18 protein-coding genes are annotated in these 17,443 nt (G+C 50.5%); 11 read left to right on the top strand and 7 right to left on the bottom strand.

Going from position 1 to position 17,443, the window contains the following annotated elements; translation table 11 throughout:
- Positions 1–508, top strand: a 508-nt coding sequence (locus tag AB7S66_RS06695) for a GntR family transcriptional regulator (RefSeq protein ID WP_428518678.1), incomplete at its 5' end; no start/stop codon positions are given.
- Between the two features lie 14 nt (positions 509–522).
- Here the strand turns inward: AB7S66_RS06695 and AB7S66_RS06690 are convergent.
- The 7 genes from AB7S66_RS06690 to AB7S66_RS06660 all read right to left on the bottom strand — a co-directional run bounded on the left by AB7S66_RS06690 (position 523) and on the right by AB7S66_RS06660 (position 6,937).
- Positions 523–888: a DUF1667 domain-containing protein gene (locus AB7S66_RS06690; RefSeq protein ID WP_428518677.1), complete on the bottom strand. Its 366-nt coding sequence runs from the start codon at positions 886–888 to the stop codon at positions 523–525.
- Positions 885–2,117, bottom strand: coding sequence for an NAD(P)/FAD-dependent oxidoreductase (locus AB7S66_RS06685; RefSeq protein ID WP_428518676.1), 1,233 nt, complete (start codon positions 2,115–2,117; stop codon positions 885–887). The genes AB7S66_RS06690 and AB7S66_RS06685 overlap by 4 nt, the downstream gene beginning before the upstream one ends.
- Entirely contained in the window at positions 2,107–3,579 is a 1,473-nt protein-coding gene (locus AB7S66_RS06680; protein ID WP_428518675.1) for an NAD(P)/FAD-dependent oxidoreductase, read from the bottom strand. Before AB7S66_RS06680 ends, AB7S66_RS06685 begins: the two co-directional genes overlap by 11 nt.
- On the bottom strand, positions 3,576–4,283 hold the full coding sequence (locus AB7S66_RS06675) for a FadR/GntR family transcriptional regulator (RefSeq protein WP_428518674.1): 708 nt from the start codon (positions 4,281–4,283) through the stop codon (positions 3,576–3,578). Before AB7S66_RS06675 ends, AB7S66_RS06680 begins: the two co-directional genes overlap by 4 nt.
- 380 nt (positions 4,284–4,663) lie before the next feature.
- Positions 4,664–5,374, bottom strand: coding sequence for an SIMPL domain-containing protein (locus tag AB7S66_RS06670; protein WP_428518673.1), 711 nt, complete (start codon positions 5,372–5,374; stop codon positions 4,664–4,666).
- Positions 5,375–5,379: 5 nt separating this feature from the next.
- On the bottom strand, positions 5,380–6,006 hold the full coding sequence (locus AB7S66_RS06665) for an NUDIX hydrolase (protein ID WP_428518672.1): 627 nt from the start codon (positions 6,004–6,006) through the stop codon (positions 5,380–5,382).
- A gap of 4 nt (positions 6,007–6,010) precedes the next feature.
- A complete protein-coding gene (locus AB7S66_RS06660; protein WP_428518671.1) occupies positions 6,011–6,937 on the bottom strand; it encodes an Mrp/NBP35 family ATP-binding protein in 927 nt (308 codons plus the stop codon).
- A 325-nt stretch (positions 6,938–7,262) separates the two neighbouring features.
- Between AB7S66_RS06660 and AB7S66_RS06655 the strand changes: the two genes are divergently transcribed.
- From AB7S66_RS06655 to AB7S66_RS06610, 10 genes are all read left to right on the top strand, one after another.
- Positions 7,263–7,538 (top strand): OadG family protein, encoded by a 276-nt coding sequence (locus tag AB7S66_RS06655; protein ID WP_428518670.1) that lies wholly within the window; start codon positions 7,263–7,265, stop codon positions 7,536–7,538.
- A gap of 23 nt (positions 7,539–7,561) precedes the next feature.
- Entirely contained in the window at positions 7,562–9,397 is a 1,836-nt protein-coding gene (locus AB7S66_RS06650) for a biotin/lipoyl-containing protein (protein ID WP_428518669.1), read from the top strand.
- 13 nt (positions 9,398–9,410) lie between these two features.
- Positions 9,411–10,601 (top strand): sodium ion-translocating decarboxylase subunit beta, encoded by a 1,191-nt coding sequence (locus tag AB7S66_RS06645; protein ID WP_428518668.1) that lies wholly within the window; start codon positions 9,411–9,413, stop codon positions 10,599–10,601.
- A 100-nt stretch (positions 10,602–10,701) separates the two neighbouring features.
- Positions 10,702–11,640: an alpha/beta hydrolase gene (locus tag AB7S66_RS06640; RefSeq protein WP_428518667.1), complete on the top strand. Its 939-nt coding sequence runs from the start codon at positions 10,702–10,704 to the stop codon at positions 11,638–11,640.
- Positions 11,627–12,112 carry a deoxycytidylate deaminase gene (locus tag AB7S66_RS06635; protein WP_428518666.1) on the top strand — a complete coding sequence of 162 codons (486 nt, stop codon included), beginning with the start codon at positions 11,627–11,629 and terminating at the stop codon, positions 12,110–12,112. Before AB7S66_RS06640 ends, AB7S66_RS06635 begins: the two co-directional genes overlap by 14 nt.
- Positions 12,109–13,008 (top strand): 1-phosphofructokinase family hexose kinase, encoded by a 900-nt coding sequence (locus tag AB7S66_RS06630; protein WP_428518665.1) that lies wholly within the window; start codon positions 12,109–12,111, stop codon positions 13,006–13,008. The genes AB7S66_RS06635 and AB7S66_RS06630 overlap by 4 nt, the downstream gene beginning before the upstream one ends.
- Positions 13,009–13,250: 242 nt before the next feature.
- The gene (locus AB7S66_RS06625) at positions 13,251–14,282 is read left to right on the top strand and encodes a BMP family lipoprotein (RefSeq protein ID WP_428518664.1); all 1,032 of its coding nucleotides are present in this window, start codon (positions 13,251–13,253) and stop codon (positions 14,280–14,282) included.
- A gap of 77 nt (positions 14,283–14,359) precedes the next feature.
- Positions 14,360–15,898, top strand: a complete 1,539-nt coding sequence (locus tag AB7S66_RS06620) for an ABC transporter ATP-binding protein (protein ID WP_428518663.1) — start codon at positions 14,360–14,362, stop codon at positions 15,896–15,898.
- Positions 15,882–16,985 carry an ABC transporter permease gene (locus AB7S66_RS06615; RefSeq protein WP_428518662.1) on the top strand — a complete coding sequence of 368 codons (1,104 nt, stop codon included), beginning with the start codon at positions 15,882–15,884 and terminating at the stop codon, positions 16,983–16,985. Before AB7S66_RS06620 ends, AB7S66_RS06615 begins: the two co-directional genes overlap by 17 nt.
- Positions 16,982–17,443: ABC transporter permease subunit (locus AB7S66_RS06610; protein WP_428518661.1), on the top strand; the 462-nt coding region annotated here is incomplete at its 3' end. The genes AB7S66_RS06615 and AB7S66_RS06610, both read left to right, overlap by 4 nt.

Below are 17,443 nucleotides of genomic sequence, written 5' to 3'. Positions count from 1 at the left end.
TGTAAGGGAGGCAATCAAGCGCCTCGAGCAAGATGGCTTTGTATCGGTACTCCCCCAGAGCGGTTCCTATGTGAAGGAACTGACAGTCAGGGATTACCAACACATTGCAGAGGTCAGAACATACCTAGAAAGCCTTGCCTTCCGCCTGAACTGTGAACATGCTGTAGATATCGCCCCATTCAGTGCCATCCTCGATGAGATGGATACTTGCGACATGGATGACCCGAGTGATGTAATGCGATTCAGCGACCTTCACTTAAAATTCCACCTGGAGATGGTTCGCTCTTCAGGAAACGAGATCCTTCTCACTACCTTCAGCAGGTTGAACCTGAACACGAACAGCTTGCTTTTCTACCAACGCCTCAGCAACCTAGGAAAGAAACAGACCCAGGAAGAACACAGGAAAATCCTTGCATATCTGGAAAAACAGGACAGGAACAAAGGAGAAAAGTTCATGTTCGCCCATCTCTGGCGCAAGAGAAATGCCTATAAGCGAAGCAGGGAGTAACCAATCATACCCATTCAATGAACCGCATCCACATGCTTGGTAACGATCAGGTCTGCACCGGTTCCAGCTATATCTTTCAAAGCCACCTGTCCGATCCTTACCGGTGCAAGCAGGATTACCTTTTTGGCCTCAGCCATCACCTTGAAAAGACTGGCCTTGGGCACCGGCTTGCTCAATCGTACACTTGCAACGGGCAATTCTCCTCCCTTTACGACTACGGAAGTTGAGATGGTGCGCATTGGATCGGTCAGTTCCTGCTGTACGTACGCTCTGCCTTTGGCACACTTGTTGCCAACCAAAGAAACCATTTCATTATCTTCAATCTCAGCGACCATATCACAGCCAACGGGACAGATGATGCAGGTATACTCTCTTCTCATATAATGGTTATCTCCAAGTTTTTCCCTGGATCAATCCTTTCTGCAGATACGGGAAGCTGGATCATCTCAGCAGGCAGGACTTTGGCGAACTTCTTGCTGGCAATGGTCTCATTTCCCTGTTTCACGAGAACTGTACAACCACGACCCGGCCTCTTCGGTCTCAGGGAGAGTGTAAAATCCTTCTTCCCAGTAATTTTCTGCGGAACTGCATAGGCTACAGAGGCATCGACTGCTATCTCGATTGCCGCCTTCCCAAACGAGGAAGAGCAGAGATATGCTTGTATGGAATGGGCCATGTGTTCAGCCTCGGTGGAAACGAAATCCACAAGGTCGTGGACCTGCAGGACATTGCCAGAAGCGAAGATACCAGCACAACTTGTCTGGTAATGTTCATCCACTACAGCCCCTTTGGTCATCGGATCGAGCACAACACCGGCGCCAAGGGAAAGCTCATTCTCAGGGATAAGCCCTACTGAGAGGACAAGTGTATCACAACTGTATGCTTTTTCTGTTCCCGGAATCGGTCGATACTGTTCATCGACCTGTGCTACGGTTACACCTTCAATGCGGGCATGTCCTTTGATATCAACCACCGTATGGCTCAAGAGAAGAGGGATCCCATAATCATTGAGACACTGCTCGATATTGCGTGGCAGACCACTCGCATAGGGTTGGATCTCAAGAACAGCTTTTACATGCGCCCCTTCAAGGGTCAACCTACGGGCCATGATCAGACCGATGTCACCGGAGCCTAGAATCACCACCTCTTTTCCCGGCATGATGTTCGCTAGATTCATATAGGATTGTACAACCCCTGCAGTATATACTCCTGCGGGTCTGGTCCCTGGAATACTGATCGCACCACGTGTCCGTTCCCTGCAACCCATGGTCAAGGCTACCGCCTTGGCCTGGAATTCCAGCACTCCGCTTCTCGAGACAGCGGTCACGATCCTTCCAGCAGTCACTTCGGTTACCGTCACCTCAGTCATATAGGGAATGTTCAGCTCTCTTACCTCGTCAATGAAGCGCTGGGCATATTCAGGACCACTTAGTGATTCACCAAACCGCTGAAGGCCGAATCCATCATGGATGCATTGCCGCAGGATACCTCCCAATTGCTTCTCCCTCTCAAGGATCAGGATATTGGTAATCCCAAGCTTGTACAGCTGGACGGCTGCAGCCAGCCCCGCAGGCCCTCCACCGATGATAATGACATCCTTATTCTCCATCCAGGACCTCCCTTACCTTGCCGATGAACATTCCAGAGCCCTTGTGTTGGTACATCACCTCATGTTCTTTCACTTTACACTGCTCCTGGATCAGGGCGGTGATTCGTGTTTCACAGTACCCCCCTTGGCATCTACCCATGCAGGCCCGGGTTCGGTTCTTGATGCCCGTCAATGTCACCGCTCCAAGAGGATTGTTGATCGCCTGGACAATCTCAGCCCGTGTAACAGTTTCGCAGCGACAAACTATCTCACCATAGTCAGGATCATTGGCGATGAGTTCTTTCTGCCGTTCTTTCGACTGTTCTGCAAAACGCACAATTCCCTTCCGGTATGGATTGAAATCATTGTTTGCCTCCAGAACTTCTTTCTCCTGAATCCTTGCCACCACACGGCGGGCAATGGGCAGGGCACAGGTAAGTCCGGGAGACTCGATTCCGATCAGGTTCACCACCCCCGGATGGTCATCACTGGTCTCAATAAGGAAGTCCAGGACCTCACCTGTCTCAGGGTCTATCCGTTTCCAACGGGTCCCGGCAAAATTCCTGATGAAATACTCAGCCTTCATATGCTTGAATATCGCCGACCCGTCTTTTATAAGACCCTGCATATGATCGCGGGTGCAAGCATAGTCGTCAGGACCCTCGGTGATATAGGAATCAGGACCTACCAAGATGTTTCCGTCGACAGTAGGTGTTGCATGGGTGGAGAAGCCCCCTTTTGCATTGGGTGCTGGATAAACGGGAATGTCCATGAAATCCTTGGCTTTCTTGTCCAGCACATAATATTCTCCCTTGAAGCCCCTAACCTGGTGACCATGCAAGCCCAGCATTTCCGATATGGTTACACAATGCATCCCGGCGCAGTTCACAATCCAGCGGCTGGAGAAAACCGAATCACCAGCTGTGACCTGAAAGTACTCCCCCTGCCTTTTGATTGCCTTGACTTCACTGTCAAAGAAAAAGTCCACACCGTTCTGATGGGCATTCTCTGCAAGGGCTATGGTGTACAGCATCGGATTGAGGATGCCAGAATCTGGGCTGTATAGGGCAAACTTTCCCCCTGCACTGTTATCAATCTGGTTAAGCCTGGCCTTGTCGATCATCTCCAGGCCTTGCACCCCATTCAACTCCCCGATTCTCTTGAACTTGAGGATGTTTTGCCTGTCCTCATCACTAAAGCCTACCACCACTTTGCCGGTTCGCTTGAAGGGGATATCAAGTTCCTTTGCCACTTGGTCAAACTCACGATTCCCTTCCACCGCACACTCAGCTTTCAGGGAACCAGGCTTGTATGTGAAACCTGCATGAAGCATGCCGGTGTTCCTGCAGGAATTACCACACGCCACATCGAGTTCTTTCTCAAGGACACCGATCTTAAGACGGTATCTGGAAAGTTCCCTCGCAACAGCTGATCCGATGACTCCACCCCCTATGACAAGGATGTCGTAGGTATTTTCCCTCATGCATTGGCTCCTGCAGTCTCTCTAAGGTGTTCAGCGTAGACTCTATTTCGTTGTAGATGCCTTCTCATGGCAATCTCCGCCCGTTCGGGATCCCTGGCCCTGATGGCGTCCATGATTTCCCTGTGTGTTGCAATGGTTGTCTCGGTGAGAGGTTTTCCATACAAGTAAGCGAAAATCCTGACAGCAGAATGGATGATCGGAATAAGCGTTGATGCCAATTGATTGCCCGATGCCTGTGCTATCGTTTCATGGAAAGCGATATCTTCATCTGTCCATGGCAACCCTTCTGCAATATTTGCCTCTATCGCCAACAAGGATGCCTCAATCTTCATCATCCCTTCCTTGGTTACACGTTTGGCAGCAAGAGAAGCAATCTGGGGTTCGATCATGAGGCGCATCTCATACAGGTCCATCGACAGTTTCTTCTTGTCCTTGATGAAAGCCAGACCAAGCGGGTCCTCGACCTGACCCGGTTTTTCGGCTACAAACGTACCGGTCCCCCGCTTGATCTCAACAACATGCCTGGATATCAGTATCTTGATCGCTTCCCTGATGGTACCCCTACCAACATCCAGTTTTTCAGCAAGCTGGAATTCACTGGGCAGTTGCTGCCCTGGCTTGAACTCGGCATTCATGATGGTTTCTGCCAATCGATCAGCAGTCTGCTCCGCCAGGGTTTTCTTGGTACGGATAGTTGTTTCCATGGATAATCCCTCTATTTCAACAACAGATTAACACGTATGACGTGCTACGTCTAGAACAATTGAGAATACGCCCATGAAGATGCGTGAAAAGTGTTCATGTATAGAGAGCATTGAGATCAACTGTAGAGCGAAAAAAACTCCCTCAAGCTTGCACCCTTGAAGGAGTTCCGCATATGCGCGGCCTGCATCTGCCGTTACCTCATAATGAGGGGGAAACAACGACAAGATACACGGTGGGAGAGAGTATATGACATAAGCCACTCGCCCACTCGTTTGGACATTTACACTATATCAACAAAAACCTTGTCTGTTAAGTCCTTTTAAGACTTTTTTTCATTTCTTTGTTCATGAACAAATTGCTATTGTCCTATTACTAAGTATCAGTACATCTCATATACAATCGAAACCGTGGAAGAGACTTCCATGGATCCTGCAGGAATCTCGGTAGCCATGTCATAAGCGACAGCAGAGGCTGCTTCCATCTTCATCCTTGTATTGTATGGGTTGCTAGCAACGGAGTATTCACTGATGGTAACGGGGGAACCAACCTGCATGGCCGAACTTTCTGCATAGAGCTCTGCTTTTGCCTTCGCATTCCCGATTGCTTCCAATCGTGCCTGCTTTAGTGCCTCACTCTTGTCCTCCTTGTCAAGCTGTACAGAGTTGAGATAGATCCCGCTTACCTTTCCCATCTGGTCAATAATGGAACCAAGGGCCTTCAGGTCACGCACCTTCACTGAAAGACTCTGGCTTGCAACCTGCCCTTCCAGGATCTGTTCTCCTTCATCCCATCGGTAACTGGGCCTCAAATTCAGTGAGGTGGTCTTGATATCAGCCTCAGCTATCCCATACGCATCAAGCACAGAGAGGAGTTGTGCCAGCTTTGCATTCGCAAGCCTTTGGGCTTCCTCAGTGGTCTTCCCCAGTTCACTGACCTGGATGGAGAACGTGGCAATATCAGGGGTGACGGTAACCTTTGCCGTTCCATTCACCTCGATTGTCCGCACCAAATCCTTTCCTGTCATACAGGATGAGAACAAAATGACCATGGCAAGCGCCAATACAGGCAACAAAAGACGTATTCGTTTCATCTCAGTTACTCCTTCTCTAGTGTGGTAACCAACTCAGGACGCTTCTGTGCCTCCCGAAGGAAGAAACCCAGGGCAATCATCATAATACCATTATCATAAATGCCGGTGCCCATATCCGCAACCACCTGGGATACCGGTACAGAGAACACATCCAGCTGTTCGTTCGGATCAAGCTCCTGTCCGGTGACATGCTCAGCACCCTCGACGAGATAGAAATAGGAACGGTTGTTCATGAACGCAGAGTTGGGGTTGACATTGCCCAGGGCAGTAACCTTGCCACCGACAAGACCGGTCTCCTCCCGCAGCTCCCTGAGGGCGGCATCAAGGGGATTCTCACCCTCTTCCACCACCCCGGCAGGAAATTCCCGGGTAACGGTATTCGACCCATGGCGAAACTGATCCTCCATGACCATCATGGGAACACCATGCTCGTCACGGTACCAAGGGATTATCGTTACCCAGTTGGGTGCATCCACCTCTATAAAGGAAGAGCTCCGTCCATCAGTACTGGTACGATGAACGGTGCAAATATCAAAGATGGGTCCTTCAAAGACCAGCTGACGCTGTCCAGACTTCCAAACGAGATGTTTCGTCTCCTTACTTCCCTGATCTTGCGAAAACGGGTCAAACATACACTTACTCTCCTTTTCTGGATGGGCAGTTACTGCTGCATGAGGAACAAGCAGAAGGTGCACAGGAAGCAGTTCCAGCAAAATCGGTTGACCGATGGGATGAGACAGCAGTGCCGCTGTTGATCATCTCGGCAATTGCCTTCAATGCAGCAGAGGAAGGGCTTGCAGGTTGCATGCTCAGATAACTCTTGCCTGCATCCTCAGCCTCCATGAGTGGCACTTCCAGAGGAACACGTCCCAGGAAGGGGACACCCATCTCCTCGCACATCTTCTTTCCCCCACCAATCCCAAAGATGGGAATCTCTGTATTGCAGCCTGGACAAATAAGACCACTCATATTCTCCACGACACCCAGGATTGCCACACCCATCTTTCTCGAGAAGCTCACACTTCTTCGTGCGTCAAGGATTGCGACCTCCTGGGGGGTGGTTACAATGACTGTCCCGGTAAGTTCTGGAATTGTCTGGCAAACGGTGAGTTGCTCATCACCGGTACCCGGAGGGGAATCGATGAGCAAATAGTCCAACTCTCCCCAATTGGCTTGGGCAAGGAACTGCCGGATGGCTGCAATTTTCATGGGTCCACGCCATATAACGGGACTATCGGGGTCTATTGCAAAGGCAAGGCTCATTACCTTCAACCCAGGTCGGGCTTCAACTGGATAGAACGTCTCTCCACCATTCTCGGTGGTGAGAATCTCCTTTTCACAACCGAGCATTTTTGCCACATTCGGTCCATGCAGGTCAGTATCAAGAATGCCGACAGTACATCCGCTGTCAACCAGCGCATTTGCCAGATTCACGGTAACGGTGGTCTTTCCCACCCCACCTTTTCCACTCATGACCAGGATTTTTCTGCCAATCTTATCCATATTTTCCCTAATTGCCTTGTCCTCGGCAATTTTCTGTGCAAAATCCATTCCTTCAGCCATATATCCTTCTTCTTTCAATAATTTTACCACAGAGTACCTTACTGCAAAGCATGGAAACAGACAAGAGAAGCAGGCTACAGACAGGTATCCATGGAAGATTCTATAAAAAGGTATCCAGATAATTGTATACAGGCAAACCAAAACTTCCAACAAGGGGTGTTTTTTCGTATAAAAACCCCTTCGGTAAAAATGAGCTATGCTAAATTCCTAAAAGCATTTATACCACCTTTACTTGAAACGCTCCCTATGATTCCGATATACTAACTCCCAGTGTGTCATTTGTAGTCCTTGGCTACGATCACTATAAACCTTATTAGGAGTTCGTATGGTATTCTTAGCGCAACTACCGAAAGAGCAACTTGTCGCCCAGTTGGAGAATGGGGTCATCCTCATGATTCTGGGTATTGCCACGGTGTTTGTGTTTCTTACGTTGCTGGTTTTCCTTACAAAAGCCATGAGCGCAGTTGCTAGAAAAATCGCACCACAGAAACCCAAAGCCGTCGTAAGCAGTCCCGCAGCTGTCACCGCTTCCGCAACCTCTGCCAATGACGCAGATATCGCAGCAGCAATCGTAGCAGCCTTCGCAAAGTCAAAAGAATAAGTAACCCCGGAGGATCATCTCAAATGAAGAAGAAAGTCAATTTTATGTGCACAGCGTTTCGTGACGGATTCCAGTCAGTATACGGTGCGCGTGTATTCACCAAGGATTTCATGCCTGCAGTTGCGGCAGCCAAAGAGGCTGGCATCAGTCACTTCGAAGCCGGCGGTGGTGCCCGCTTCCAGTCCCTGTATTTCTATACCAATGAGGATGCATTCGCCATGATGGATGAGTTCCGTCGAGTTGCCGGGGATGATGCAGACCTGCAGACCCTCAGTCGTGGTGTCAACGTTGTCGGCCTCGATTCCCAGCCAAGGGATATCATCGACCTGCACGCCAAGCTTTTCAAGAAGCATGGTATTTCAACCATCCGTAACTTTGATGCACTCAATGACGTCAACAACCTCATTGACAGTGGAAAGTCCATTGTTGATGCAGGCCTTCGCCACGAAGTGGTTGTAACCATGATGAGCCTTCCCCCAAACACCGAGGGCGCTCACGATCCAGACTTCTATGAAGCAACCCTGAAGCAGATCATGGATGCAGGGATTGAGTTCCAGTCCGTCTGTTTCAAGGACGCAAGTGGTACCTCTACCCCGGCATATGTGTACGAGACCATCAAGCGCGCACGCAAGTTGCTCGGCAAGGATATGAACCTCGTATTCCACAGCCACGATACCGCAGGGGTATCAATCCAGCAGTATGTCAGCGCCATTGAAGCAGGTGCAAACCAGGTTGACCTCTCCATGAGTCCGGTTTCCGGTGGCACCTGTCAGCCAGACATCATCACCATGTGGCACGCACTTCGCCATACTGATTATGATCTGGGTATCGACATCAAGAAGATTCGTGAAGCTGAGTCAGTGTTCAGGGATTGCATGAAGGATTATATCATTCCCCCCGAGGCAATGACTGTCAGCCCTGAGATCCCGTTCTCACCGCTTCCAGGTGGAGCCCTTACGGCAAACACCCAGATGTTGCGTGACAACAACCTGATGGATAAGTATCCTGCCATCGTCGAGGCAATGGCAGAGACTGTAGCAAAGGGTGGTTTCGGGACTTCCGTAACTCCTGTTTCCCAGTTCTATTTCCAGCAGGCTTTCAATAACGTCATGTTCGGACCTTGGAAAAAGATTGCGGAAGGCTACGGCAAGATGGTCCTCGGCTACTTCGGAAAGACTCCCGTAGAACCCGATCCCGAAGTTGTCAAGATTTGTGCTGAGCAGATGAAGATGGAGCCCACCACCAAGAAGGTTGTCGACATCAACGATGCCGATCCCAAGAAGGGTGTGAAGGCAGCAAAAGAGATGCTCGAGAAGGAAGGCCTTCCGCTCACTGATGAGAATATCTTCATTGCTGCTTCCTGTAAGGAGAAGGGAATTCTCTACCTTACCGGCAAGGCTCAGGTAAACGGTATCTACAAGATCAACCGTGAGGAAGAAGCTGCCAAGCAGAAGGGCGAGTACACCGTCACTGTCAATGGAAAGGCCTATGGCGTCAAGCTTACCAAGAACTCCGCCAAGGTCAATGGCAATGACTACCCACTCAATGTTGCTTTCGGCATCGACGAGAGCGCCATCGAGGCAACCAAGGATGCTGCCGGTAGTGTTCCTGTAGTAGCCTCCGGTGCTGCTGCTCCTTCCCATGAAGCTGTCTCGGTCAATGCACCAATGCCAGGCCTGATCCTCCGCATCGATGTGAAGGAAGGCCAGCAGGTCAAGAAGAACCAGGTGCTTATGATCATGGAAGCCATGAAGATGGAAAATGAGATCTATGCTCCTTGTGATGGCGTAGTAACCAAGATCGCCGTAAGCCAAGGCCAGCAGATGCAGAGCGATGACGAATTGCTGGTGATCAGCTAAAGGAGACTCTGAGATGATTGGTTCCGCGTTTAATCAACTCTGGCAGTCCACTGGACTGTTCGGATTCTTGGGGTTGGCAGAAGGCTTCGGTGTTGGCAATCTTGTCATGATCATCGTTGGCTTTGTCCTCCTCTATCTTGCCATAGTAAAGAACTTTGAACCTTTACTGTTGGTGACCATTGGGTTCGGTTGTATCCTCTCGAACATCCCCATGGGATATGTAGCAAGCATTGATCCTACCTCAGGAGCTCCTGGGTTTATCAAGCTGTTGTTCGATATGGGTATTGATACCGGTCTCTTCCCGATCTTGATCTTCATGGGTGTTGGTGCAATGACGGACTTCGGCCCGCTTATTGCAAACCCCAAGACCCTGTTGCTCGGCGCAGCAGCCCAGGCAGGCATCTTCGTTGCCCTGCTCGGCGCACTTGCACTGAGCTTCATACCTGGGATCAACTTTGACCTCTACGCTGCTGGTTCAATCGGAATCATCGGTGGTGCTGACGGTCCGACGGCTATCTACGTGACCAGTCGCCTCAAACCGGATTTGTTGGGCCCCATCGCCGTAGCTGCATACAGCTATATGGCATTGGTTCCCATCATCCAGCCCCCGATCATGCGAGCCCTGACCACCAAGGAAGAGCGGATGATCAAGATGCAACAGCTCCGCCCGGTCTCAAAGCTGGAGAGAATACTCTTCCCCTTGACCGTTCTGACCGCTTGCGCAATCTTGCTCCCCTCTGCCACCCCACTCATCGGATCCCTGATGTTCGGTAACCTGGCCAAGGAGTGCGGTGTGACCAACCGTCTTTCGGATACCATGCAGAATGCATTGATGAATATCGTAACGATCTTCCTCGGCCTCTCTGTTGGTTCGAAGATGGAAGCTTCACACTTCCTCAACCTGAACACCTTGGGAATCCTCGCTCTTGGCATGATTGCATTTGCTATCGGTACTGCATCCGGTGTCCTGATCGCAAAACTGATGAACAAGCTTGACCCGAAACATCCAGTCAATCCACTTATCGGAAGCGCTGGCGTATCGGCAGTTCCAATGGCTGCCCGTGTCTCCAGCAAGGTCGGCCAGGAGTCTGATCCCCAGAACTTCCTGCTCATGCACGCCATGGGCCCGAACGTTGCTGGTGTTATCGGCTCTGCCGTTGCTGCTGGTGTATTGCTTGCAGTCATTCCGTTCATGATGGCCTAGCAGAAAAATTTGTCACTTATCCCAAGAGCCTATCCTCACCGATAGGCTCTTGTTTTTTTTGCCCTTTCCTTCATTGGGTCTCTGGGATATAGTTAAGGCCATGTGGTATATCATCCTCGTCCTCATCATTGCATTCATACTCTGGAATACAACCCTGATCGGGTATCGCGACAGGAATGTCGCGCCCCTCACTGTCGATGAATCCAAGGTATGCTGTGAGGAAGCAAAGAGCATCATACGAGTGAAGCCAGAAAACAAGCAGGCTATCTTGCTCATCCACGGCTTCCCTTCCACCCCTTCGGTCTACCACTACAGCGCTGAGCGGTTTCATGAAGCGGGACTGGATGTATATGCGCCTTTGCTGCCTGGCTTTGGAACCGATCCCAAGCAGTTTGCCCATACCACCTTCACCCAGTGGTTCTCCTACCTCTGCAATTACTACGAAAACCTCAGGGGACAGTATGAGACGCTCTACGTGCTGGGCATCAGCATGGGGGGCATGATGACCCTCAAGCTGGGAGAAACCTACTGCCAGGGCACGCTTGCACCAGATAAACTGGTAACCATAGCGGCCCCTGTGGTCTACAACAGCCTGAAGGACGGCATCATCACGGACTGGAAACAATATATATCCAGAACCCTGGGGCTCTTCACCCCCTCCATCGGGGCACATGTGGTTACCGGCAATCCCAAGGGAGAAGATGGCAGTGAGTACTGGTATGGCTATGGAGGGCTCTTTATCCGTCCAGGCCTGAGCTTGGTCCATGCCATGAAAGAGGTTCGAAAGAATCTTGGAAAGATAACCTGTCCCCTCTTTTCCATCCACGATGTCAACGACCAGACTGTCCCGTTCAAGAATCTCAAGATCATAGAGAGGGAACAGAACAGTGTTGACTTCCACATCCTTGAAACGGAGATGGACGACTACAACCACAGCAGGCATGCCCTTCTCCTCTATCGTTCCATCCAACAATCATTAACCGATACCATTCTCGAATTCTTGCTAGAAAAGGAGCGTACAAATCATGCCCAAGCGTAAAGACTATCTCAGTTGGGACGAATATTTCATGGGAGTGGCCGTCCTTTCGTCACTCAGAAGCAAAGACCCGAGCACCCAGGTTGGAGCATGTATCGTGAACACCGACCATAAGATCGTTGGCGTGGGATACAATGGTTTCCCGATCGGGGTGGATGATGATGACATCCCCTGGGAAAGGGAAGGAGAGTGGCTCGAGACAAAGTATCCCTATGTCTGCCATGCTGAGCTGAACGCCATCCTTAACGCTATCAGCAGCAACCTGAAGGGGTGTACGCTGTACGTTGGCCTGTTCCCTTGCAATGAGTGTGCGAAGGCGATCATCCAGTCAGGGATCAAGGAAGTGGTATTCCTTTCCGACAAGTACAGTGAAGCAGACAACACAAAAGCATCCAAGCTGATGTTTGGCAAGACCGGTGTTGCCTACCGGCAACTGGTTCCCCAGCATGATTCGATTCTGCTCAAGTTGTCATGAAGATTCTTTCTGTCTGCCTGAACCCAACTTTCCAGATTACGATGCGCTTCCCCTCTTTCTCAATCGGGGAGGTGAATCGTGCCCAGGAACACTATCTGGATGCATCAGGAAAGGGAATGAACGCAGCAAGGATTGTCAGCCAACTTGGGCATGAAAGTCTCTTGCTTACCCACTTGGGTGGAAACCGCACCGAGGAGATGATTGGCCTTTGCAGGAAAGATGGGGTTACTCTGCTCTGGGCGGATAGTGGAAGTGCCATCAGGACCTGTGTAACCGTCCTCACAAGCGAGGGGACAACCGAGCTGGTCCAGGAACCATTCCCTGTCGATCCCGCCTGCGAGGAGCCCATCAGAAACCTCTTCTCCCAAAACATCAAGGATTGTGACGGTGTAATCATTCTGGGTACCCGTGCTCCTGGGTATTCAGCCAATCTTTATGCAGACTTTGTCAAAGAAGCCAAAACACTGGGGAAGTTTGTCTTGCTCGACCTGAAGGGTGAAGACCTGGAGCGCTGTCTCCCCCACCACCCTGATGTGGTGAAGATCAACCTCAGTGAAGCAGTCCAGACCTTCCTTGGGATCAAGCTGGCAGAACACCAGGATACCGATGGTCTCAAGGAGACCGTAGGGGAAATGCTCGGAAGGTTGTATGCTCAGTATGGGAGTACATTCGTCCTCTCTCGTGGAGCATCTGAACTCTGGGTACAGAATTCTCATTTCTTTACTGTTCCGGTTGAGAAGACAGAGGTAGTGAATACCATCGGGTGCGGTGATTCCTTGAGTGCTGCACTGACGGTGCAGTTGCTAAAGGGCGAAAAACTGCAACAAGCAGTATTCAACGCAACAAAAGTTGCAACAATGAGTGCAAAATCTATACATCCTGCGAGTATTGTCTAGTTTTTTTGCTCATATGAATGGTGCATAAAGATAGTAATACTTTTATGTTTCACTAAAATTGCAACACATAAATTTTCATTTTCCCTCGATATTCACTGTAAATACCACTGATAGCTCAATTTATGAATCGATAATTTCACAACTATTTACATATTTCTTTTGACAGAGCATCCAATCCACCTCTATACTGAAAAAAGCTTAGACCCAGTAAAATGGGTCGATATTCCAAGAGGAGAAGGAACATGAAAAAATTTCTGACAATTCTGTTTTGCCTGGCGCTCGTCAGTGGCTCGCTTTTTGCTGCAGGCAGCAGTGAAGCCCCGGCTGAAGAGGCTGATTCCAATGTGGTCAAGATTGCCTTGATCATCGAGAACACCATTGACGACAAGGGCTGGTGTCAGGCAATGCACGATGGTATCATCGCTGCCCAGAAAAGCCTGCCTGGTCGTATCGAGTACAGCTATACAGAGAAGATGAAGCCAGTTGATGCCGGTTCTGCTGCACGCCAGTATGTTGCCCAGGGTTTTGATATCATCATCGCCCATGGAGCACAGTACAAGAACCTCATCATGGAAATGGCTGAAGAGTATCCTGATGTTTCCTTCGCCTTTGGAACCAGCGCCGAGGTTGGTCCGGACAATGTATTCACCTACATGCCGGAAAGTGAAGAGACCGGTTACCTTTCCGGTATCATCGCTGGGATGACTACCAAAGCCAATATCATCGGCCTTGTAGGTCCTGTTGATGCAGGGGACGCAGCCCGCTACAACCGTGGTTTCGTCCTCGGTGTCCAGGCTGTCAATCCAGAAGCCAAGATCATGGTCGCGCACAGTGGATCCTTCAGTGATTTTGTAAAAGCTGGAGAGGTTGCACAGTCCCAGATCAGAAGCGGTGCCGATGTATTGACCGGAAGCAGCCAGCAGGCTCTCGGTGCTCTTCGTGCCGTTGCTGACTACCCCAATGAGGATATCTGGTGGGTTGGTCAGGATATCGCTCAGATTCACATCACCGAAGGCTACAAGGTTATTGCCGCTTCTTCCTACAACTATGCATCCGTCATCGAAGGCCTCGTTGCCAAGCTTGATGCCGGCATCCTGGGTGGAGAGGTCATTCCTTTGAACTTCAAGAACGGTGGATTCGTATTTGAGTTCAACCCTGAACTCGAAAACATGTATGCAGGGGAGATTGAAGAGAAGGTCAATGCGGCCATCGATTCCTTCAAAGCTGCAAGTGGGACCATCAACTACACCAGTGTTGATTACTCCAAACTGTAAGCACATTGTTTCCCAGTCATGCAGGGATTACTCTGCATGACTGCTTTTTTTGATTATTTCCCACGGAGGCTTCCCCCATGGAACTCACACAGAAGAAAATAACCAACCTACGCGTGGAACACATCACCAAGCGCTTCCCTGGAGTCTTGGCAAGTGATGACATCACCTTGGAGATATCCGAGGGCCAGATCCTGGCGCTGGTTGGAGAGAACGGAGCGGGCAAGACGACCTTGATGAATATTCTCATGGGTCTCTACCAGCCCGATGAAGGGCGCATACTCATCAATGGTGAGGAAGTGCATTTCCGCTCCCCGAATGATGCCTTTGCAGCAGGTCTTGGCATGGTACACCAGCAGTATATGCTGGTTGCAAACATGACCGTCCTGGAGAATATTGCCCTTGGATACAAGGCAGCATGGTCACCACACAAGTTGGACCTTGAGATGGTGCGTGAGCGGATCAATGAAGTAGCAAAAAAATACGGGCTCGTAGTCGATCCCGATGCGTATATCTGGCAACTCTCCATTGGAGAGCAACAGCGGGTGGAACTGGTAAAGACACTCTGCCTGGGTGCACGGTTCCTGATCCTGGATGAGCCAACCAGTGCCCTCACCCCGCAGGAGACTGATGAATTGATTGCACTGCTCAAGAATATGAGCAGTGAACTTTCCATCATCTTCATCAGCCATAAGCTGCAGGAAGTAAAAGACCTCTCGGACAAGATCACCATCCTTCGTCATGGTGCGGTTGTCTTCGAGGGGAACACCCATGAACATTCCCCTTCCGACATTGCCGCCCTTATGACCGGGCATGAGGTTGACCTCCCCCTGAACGAGGAGCCCGCATGCGAGGGTGTACCTGTTTTGGATATCAAGAACCTCAATGTGAAGAGCGATCGTGGGTTCCTGGCACTTCAGGACCTGAACCTGACTATCTGCTCCGGTGAGATCGTCGGTCTTGCCGGTGTATCAGGAAATGGGCAGAGGGAATTGGCCGAAGCCATCAATGGACTGAGAAAAGTAGAAAGTGGGGAAATCCAGTTCTTCGGCGAGAATATTGCAAACAAGAGCCCTCATCACATCATAGAAGCTGGCATGGGCTATATCCCTGAGGAACGCAATACAGAAGGCATTGTCCCTTCCTTCTCGATGAAGGAGAACCTCATCCTCAAGGATTCAGGGCATGATGAGTTCAGCAAACATGCATTCCTTAAGAATAAGGCCATAGACAAGAATGCTGAGGACCTGCGTGTCAAGTTTGATATTCGCAGCCCCAACATCTCCGTTGCAGCCGGGTCGCTCTCTGGAGGGAACATCCAGAAAGTCATCCTTGCCCGAGAAATCTCAAGGAGACCAAAATTCCTGGTCGCCGTCTACCCCATCAGAGGCCTGGACCTCGGGGCAGCAGAGTTCATCCATAAGCAACTCTTGGAGATCAGGCGTGAAGGAGTCGGTATCCTCCTCATCAGTGAGGAACTGGATGAGATTCTCGACCTTTCAGACCGTGTGGCGGTAATCTTCAAGGGACGGATCCAGAAAGTCCTCCCCAGAAAGGACGCCAATCGTAGGAGTCTCGGTATTTTGATGGCAGGAGTGAAAGATGACCAAACAGTTTAGGGTACTTTACAAGGTTACCATCATCATTCTGGCCATTCTGGCTGCAATGTTGATCGGTTCGGTAATTCTATTGACCATCGGGGCTGATGTCTTCAAGACCTATATGGTCATTCTCTTCGAACCGTTGAAGACAACCCTCCAGCTTACCGAGGTCCTGATCAGGGCAATACCTCTCACGATCATAGCTTTGGGTATCTCGGTCGCATACCGTAGCGGCATCATCAACATCGGCGGGGAGGGGCAGATGGCTATGGGGATTCTCGGTACCACTGCCGTGGCACTTGCATTCCCTGAACTCCCAAAACCCATCCTTCTCCCGATGGCAATTTTGGCGGGAGCAATGGCAGGAGGGGTCTGGGGATTCATCCCAGGTATCCTGAAGGCAAAACTGCAGGTCAGTGAGCTGCTCTCGACGGTAATGCTCAACTATATTGCCGCCCAGTTATACACTTTCATGCTCCGCGGACCATTCCTCGATCCAGCAGAGCTCACGATGGGTAGCGGAACTCCCCAGTCCATGAGACTGTCAGAGGGGATCTGGCTCGACCGATTCCTCAAGGGAACTCGGTTGCATACCGGCATCTTCTTCGCCCTATTGCTTGCCTTGCTCATCTACTTGCTCCTCTGGAAAACAAACTATGGGTATAAGATGCGAGCAGCTGGGGCGAGCGCCCAGGCAGCCAGGTACGGAGGTATCAGCGTTACCTGGTATCTGGTCATTGCCATGGTCATCAGTGGTGCTTTTGCCGGGATGGCGGGTGCCATCGAAATTGCAGGAGTACACCGCAGAGCAATTGAAGGTATTACCGGAGGGTATGGATTCAGCGGAATCGTTGTCGCCCTCTTTGGAGGATTGCATCCGGCTGGCATCATACCGGCATCATTCTTCTTTGGTCTTTTGATCGTCGGGGCTGACATGACCCAACGCATGGTCGGGGTACCAGCCAATATGGTCAATGTGCTGCAGGGTGTCATCATCCTGGTCATCGTTGCTACCAAGATGATCCTCGCCGACCCCTACCTGATGGAACGGGTCTGGCGTAAGTACCAAGGAATAGGCAAGAAACATGTGGAGGTGGAAGCATGAACTTTATCGTAAACATACTGAGTCTGGGCATCCCATTCTCCGTCGCCCTTCTCATCGCCAGCCTTGGGGAGATGTTCAACCAGAGAGCAGGTGTCTTCAACCTTGGCTGTGAAGGTATTATGGCAATGGGAGCATTCCTCGGGATGCTTGTACCCTACAGCATTGGGCAGGGTGGCCCGACCCCAGGCATGTACAATGTCCTGGGATTGGCCCTTGCAATGGTTGTGGGGGCGTTGTTTGGCATTTTCTTCGCCTTCGTTGTTGTCACATTCCGCGCACCACAAGGTATTGCCGGTATTGGTCTGCAGATGTTTGGGGTGGGAACCGCAGGCACACTGTTCAGGCACTTCATCGGTGGGACCCAATCAGTTCCAGGCATCGGTAATCTTCCCATTCCAGGGCTCTCCAAGATCCCATTTATCGGCCCAATTTTCTTCAGCCACAATGTCTTGGTGTAT

The organism is Sphaerochaeta sp. (assembly GCF_050178175.1).
Classification (GTDB): Bacteria; Spirochaetota; Spirochaetia; order Sphaerochaetales; family Sphaerochaetaceae; genus Sphaerochaeta.
The sequence above is the reverse complement of the archived record's forward strand: the minus strand, read 5'-3'. Positions and strand labels throughout refer to the sequence as shown.

Excerpts from the sequence above, each read along its gene's own strand:
- AB7S66_RS06690 (WP_428518677.1), bottom strand. The coding sequence starts at position 888 with ATGAGAAGAGAGTATACCTGCATCATCTGTCCCGTTGGCTGTGATATG.
- AB7S66_RS06685 (WP_428518676.1), bottom strand. The coding sequence starts at position 2,117 with ATGGAGAATAAGGATGTCATTATCATCGGTGGAGGGCCTGCGGGGCTG.
- AB7S66_RS06680 (WP_428518675.1), bottom strand. The coding sequence starts at position 3,579 with ATGAGGGAAAATACCTACGACATCCTTGTCATAGGGGGTGGAGTCATC.
- AB7S66_RS06675 (WP_428518674.1), bottom strand. The coding sequence starts at position 4,283 with ATGGAAACAACTATCCGTACCAAGAAAACCCTGGCGGAGCAGACTGCT.
- AB7S66_RS06670 (WP_428518673.1), bottom strand. The coding sequence starts at position 5,374 with ATGAAACGAATACGTCTTTTGTTGCCTGTATTGGCGCTTGCCATGGTC.
- AB7S66_RS06665 (WP_428518672.1), bottom strand. The coding sequence starts at position 6,006 with ATGTTTGACCCGTTTTCGCAAGATCAGGGAAGTAAGGAGACGAAACAT.
- AB7S66_RS06660 (WP_428518671.1), bottom strand. The coding sequence starts at position 6,937 with ATGGCTGAAGGAATGGATTTTGCACAGAAAATTGCCGAGGACAAGGCA.
- AB7S66_RS06655 (WP_428518670.1), top strand. The coding sequence starts at position 7,263 with ATGGTATTCTTAGCGCAACTACCGAAAGAGCAACTTGTCGCCCAGTTG.
- AB7S66_RS06650 (WP_428518669.1), top strand. The coding sequence starts at position 7,562 with ATGAAGAAGAAAGTCAATTTTATGTGCACAGCGTTTCGTGACGGATTC.
- AB7S66_RS06645 (WP_428518668.1), top strand. The coding sequence starts at position 9,411 with ATGATTGGTTCCGCGTTTAATCAACTCTGGCAGTCCACTGGACTGTTC.
- AB7S66_RS06640 (WP_428518667.1), top strand. The coding sequence starts at position 10,702 with ATGTGGTATATCATCCTCGTCCTCATCATTGCATTCATACTCTGGAAT.
- AB7S66_RS06635 (WP_428518666.1), top strand. The coding sequence starts at position 11,627 with ATGCCCAAGCGTAAAGACTATCTCAGTTGGGACGAATATTTCATGGGA.
- AB7S66_RS06630 (WP_428518665.1), top strand. The coding sequence starts at position 12,109 with ATGAAGATTCTTTCTGTCTGCCTGAACCCAACTTTCCAGATTACGATG.
- AB7S66_RS06625 (WP_428518664.1), top strand. The coding sequence starts at position 13,251 with ATGAAAAAATTTCTGACAATTCTGTTTTGCCTGGCGCTCGTCAGTGGC.
- AB7S66_RS06620 (WP_428518663.1), top strand. The coding sequence starts at position 14,360 with ATGGAACTCACACAGAAGAAAATAACCAACCTACGCGTGGAACACATC.
- AB7S66_RS06615 (WP_428518662.1), top strand. The coding sequence starts at position 15,882 with ATGACCAAACAGTTTAGGGTACTTTACAAGGTTACCATCATCATTCTG.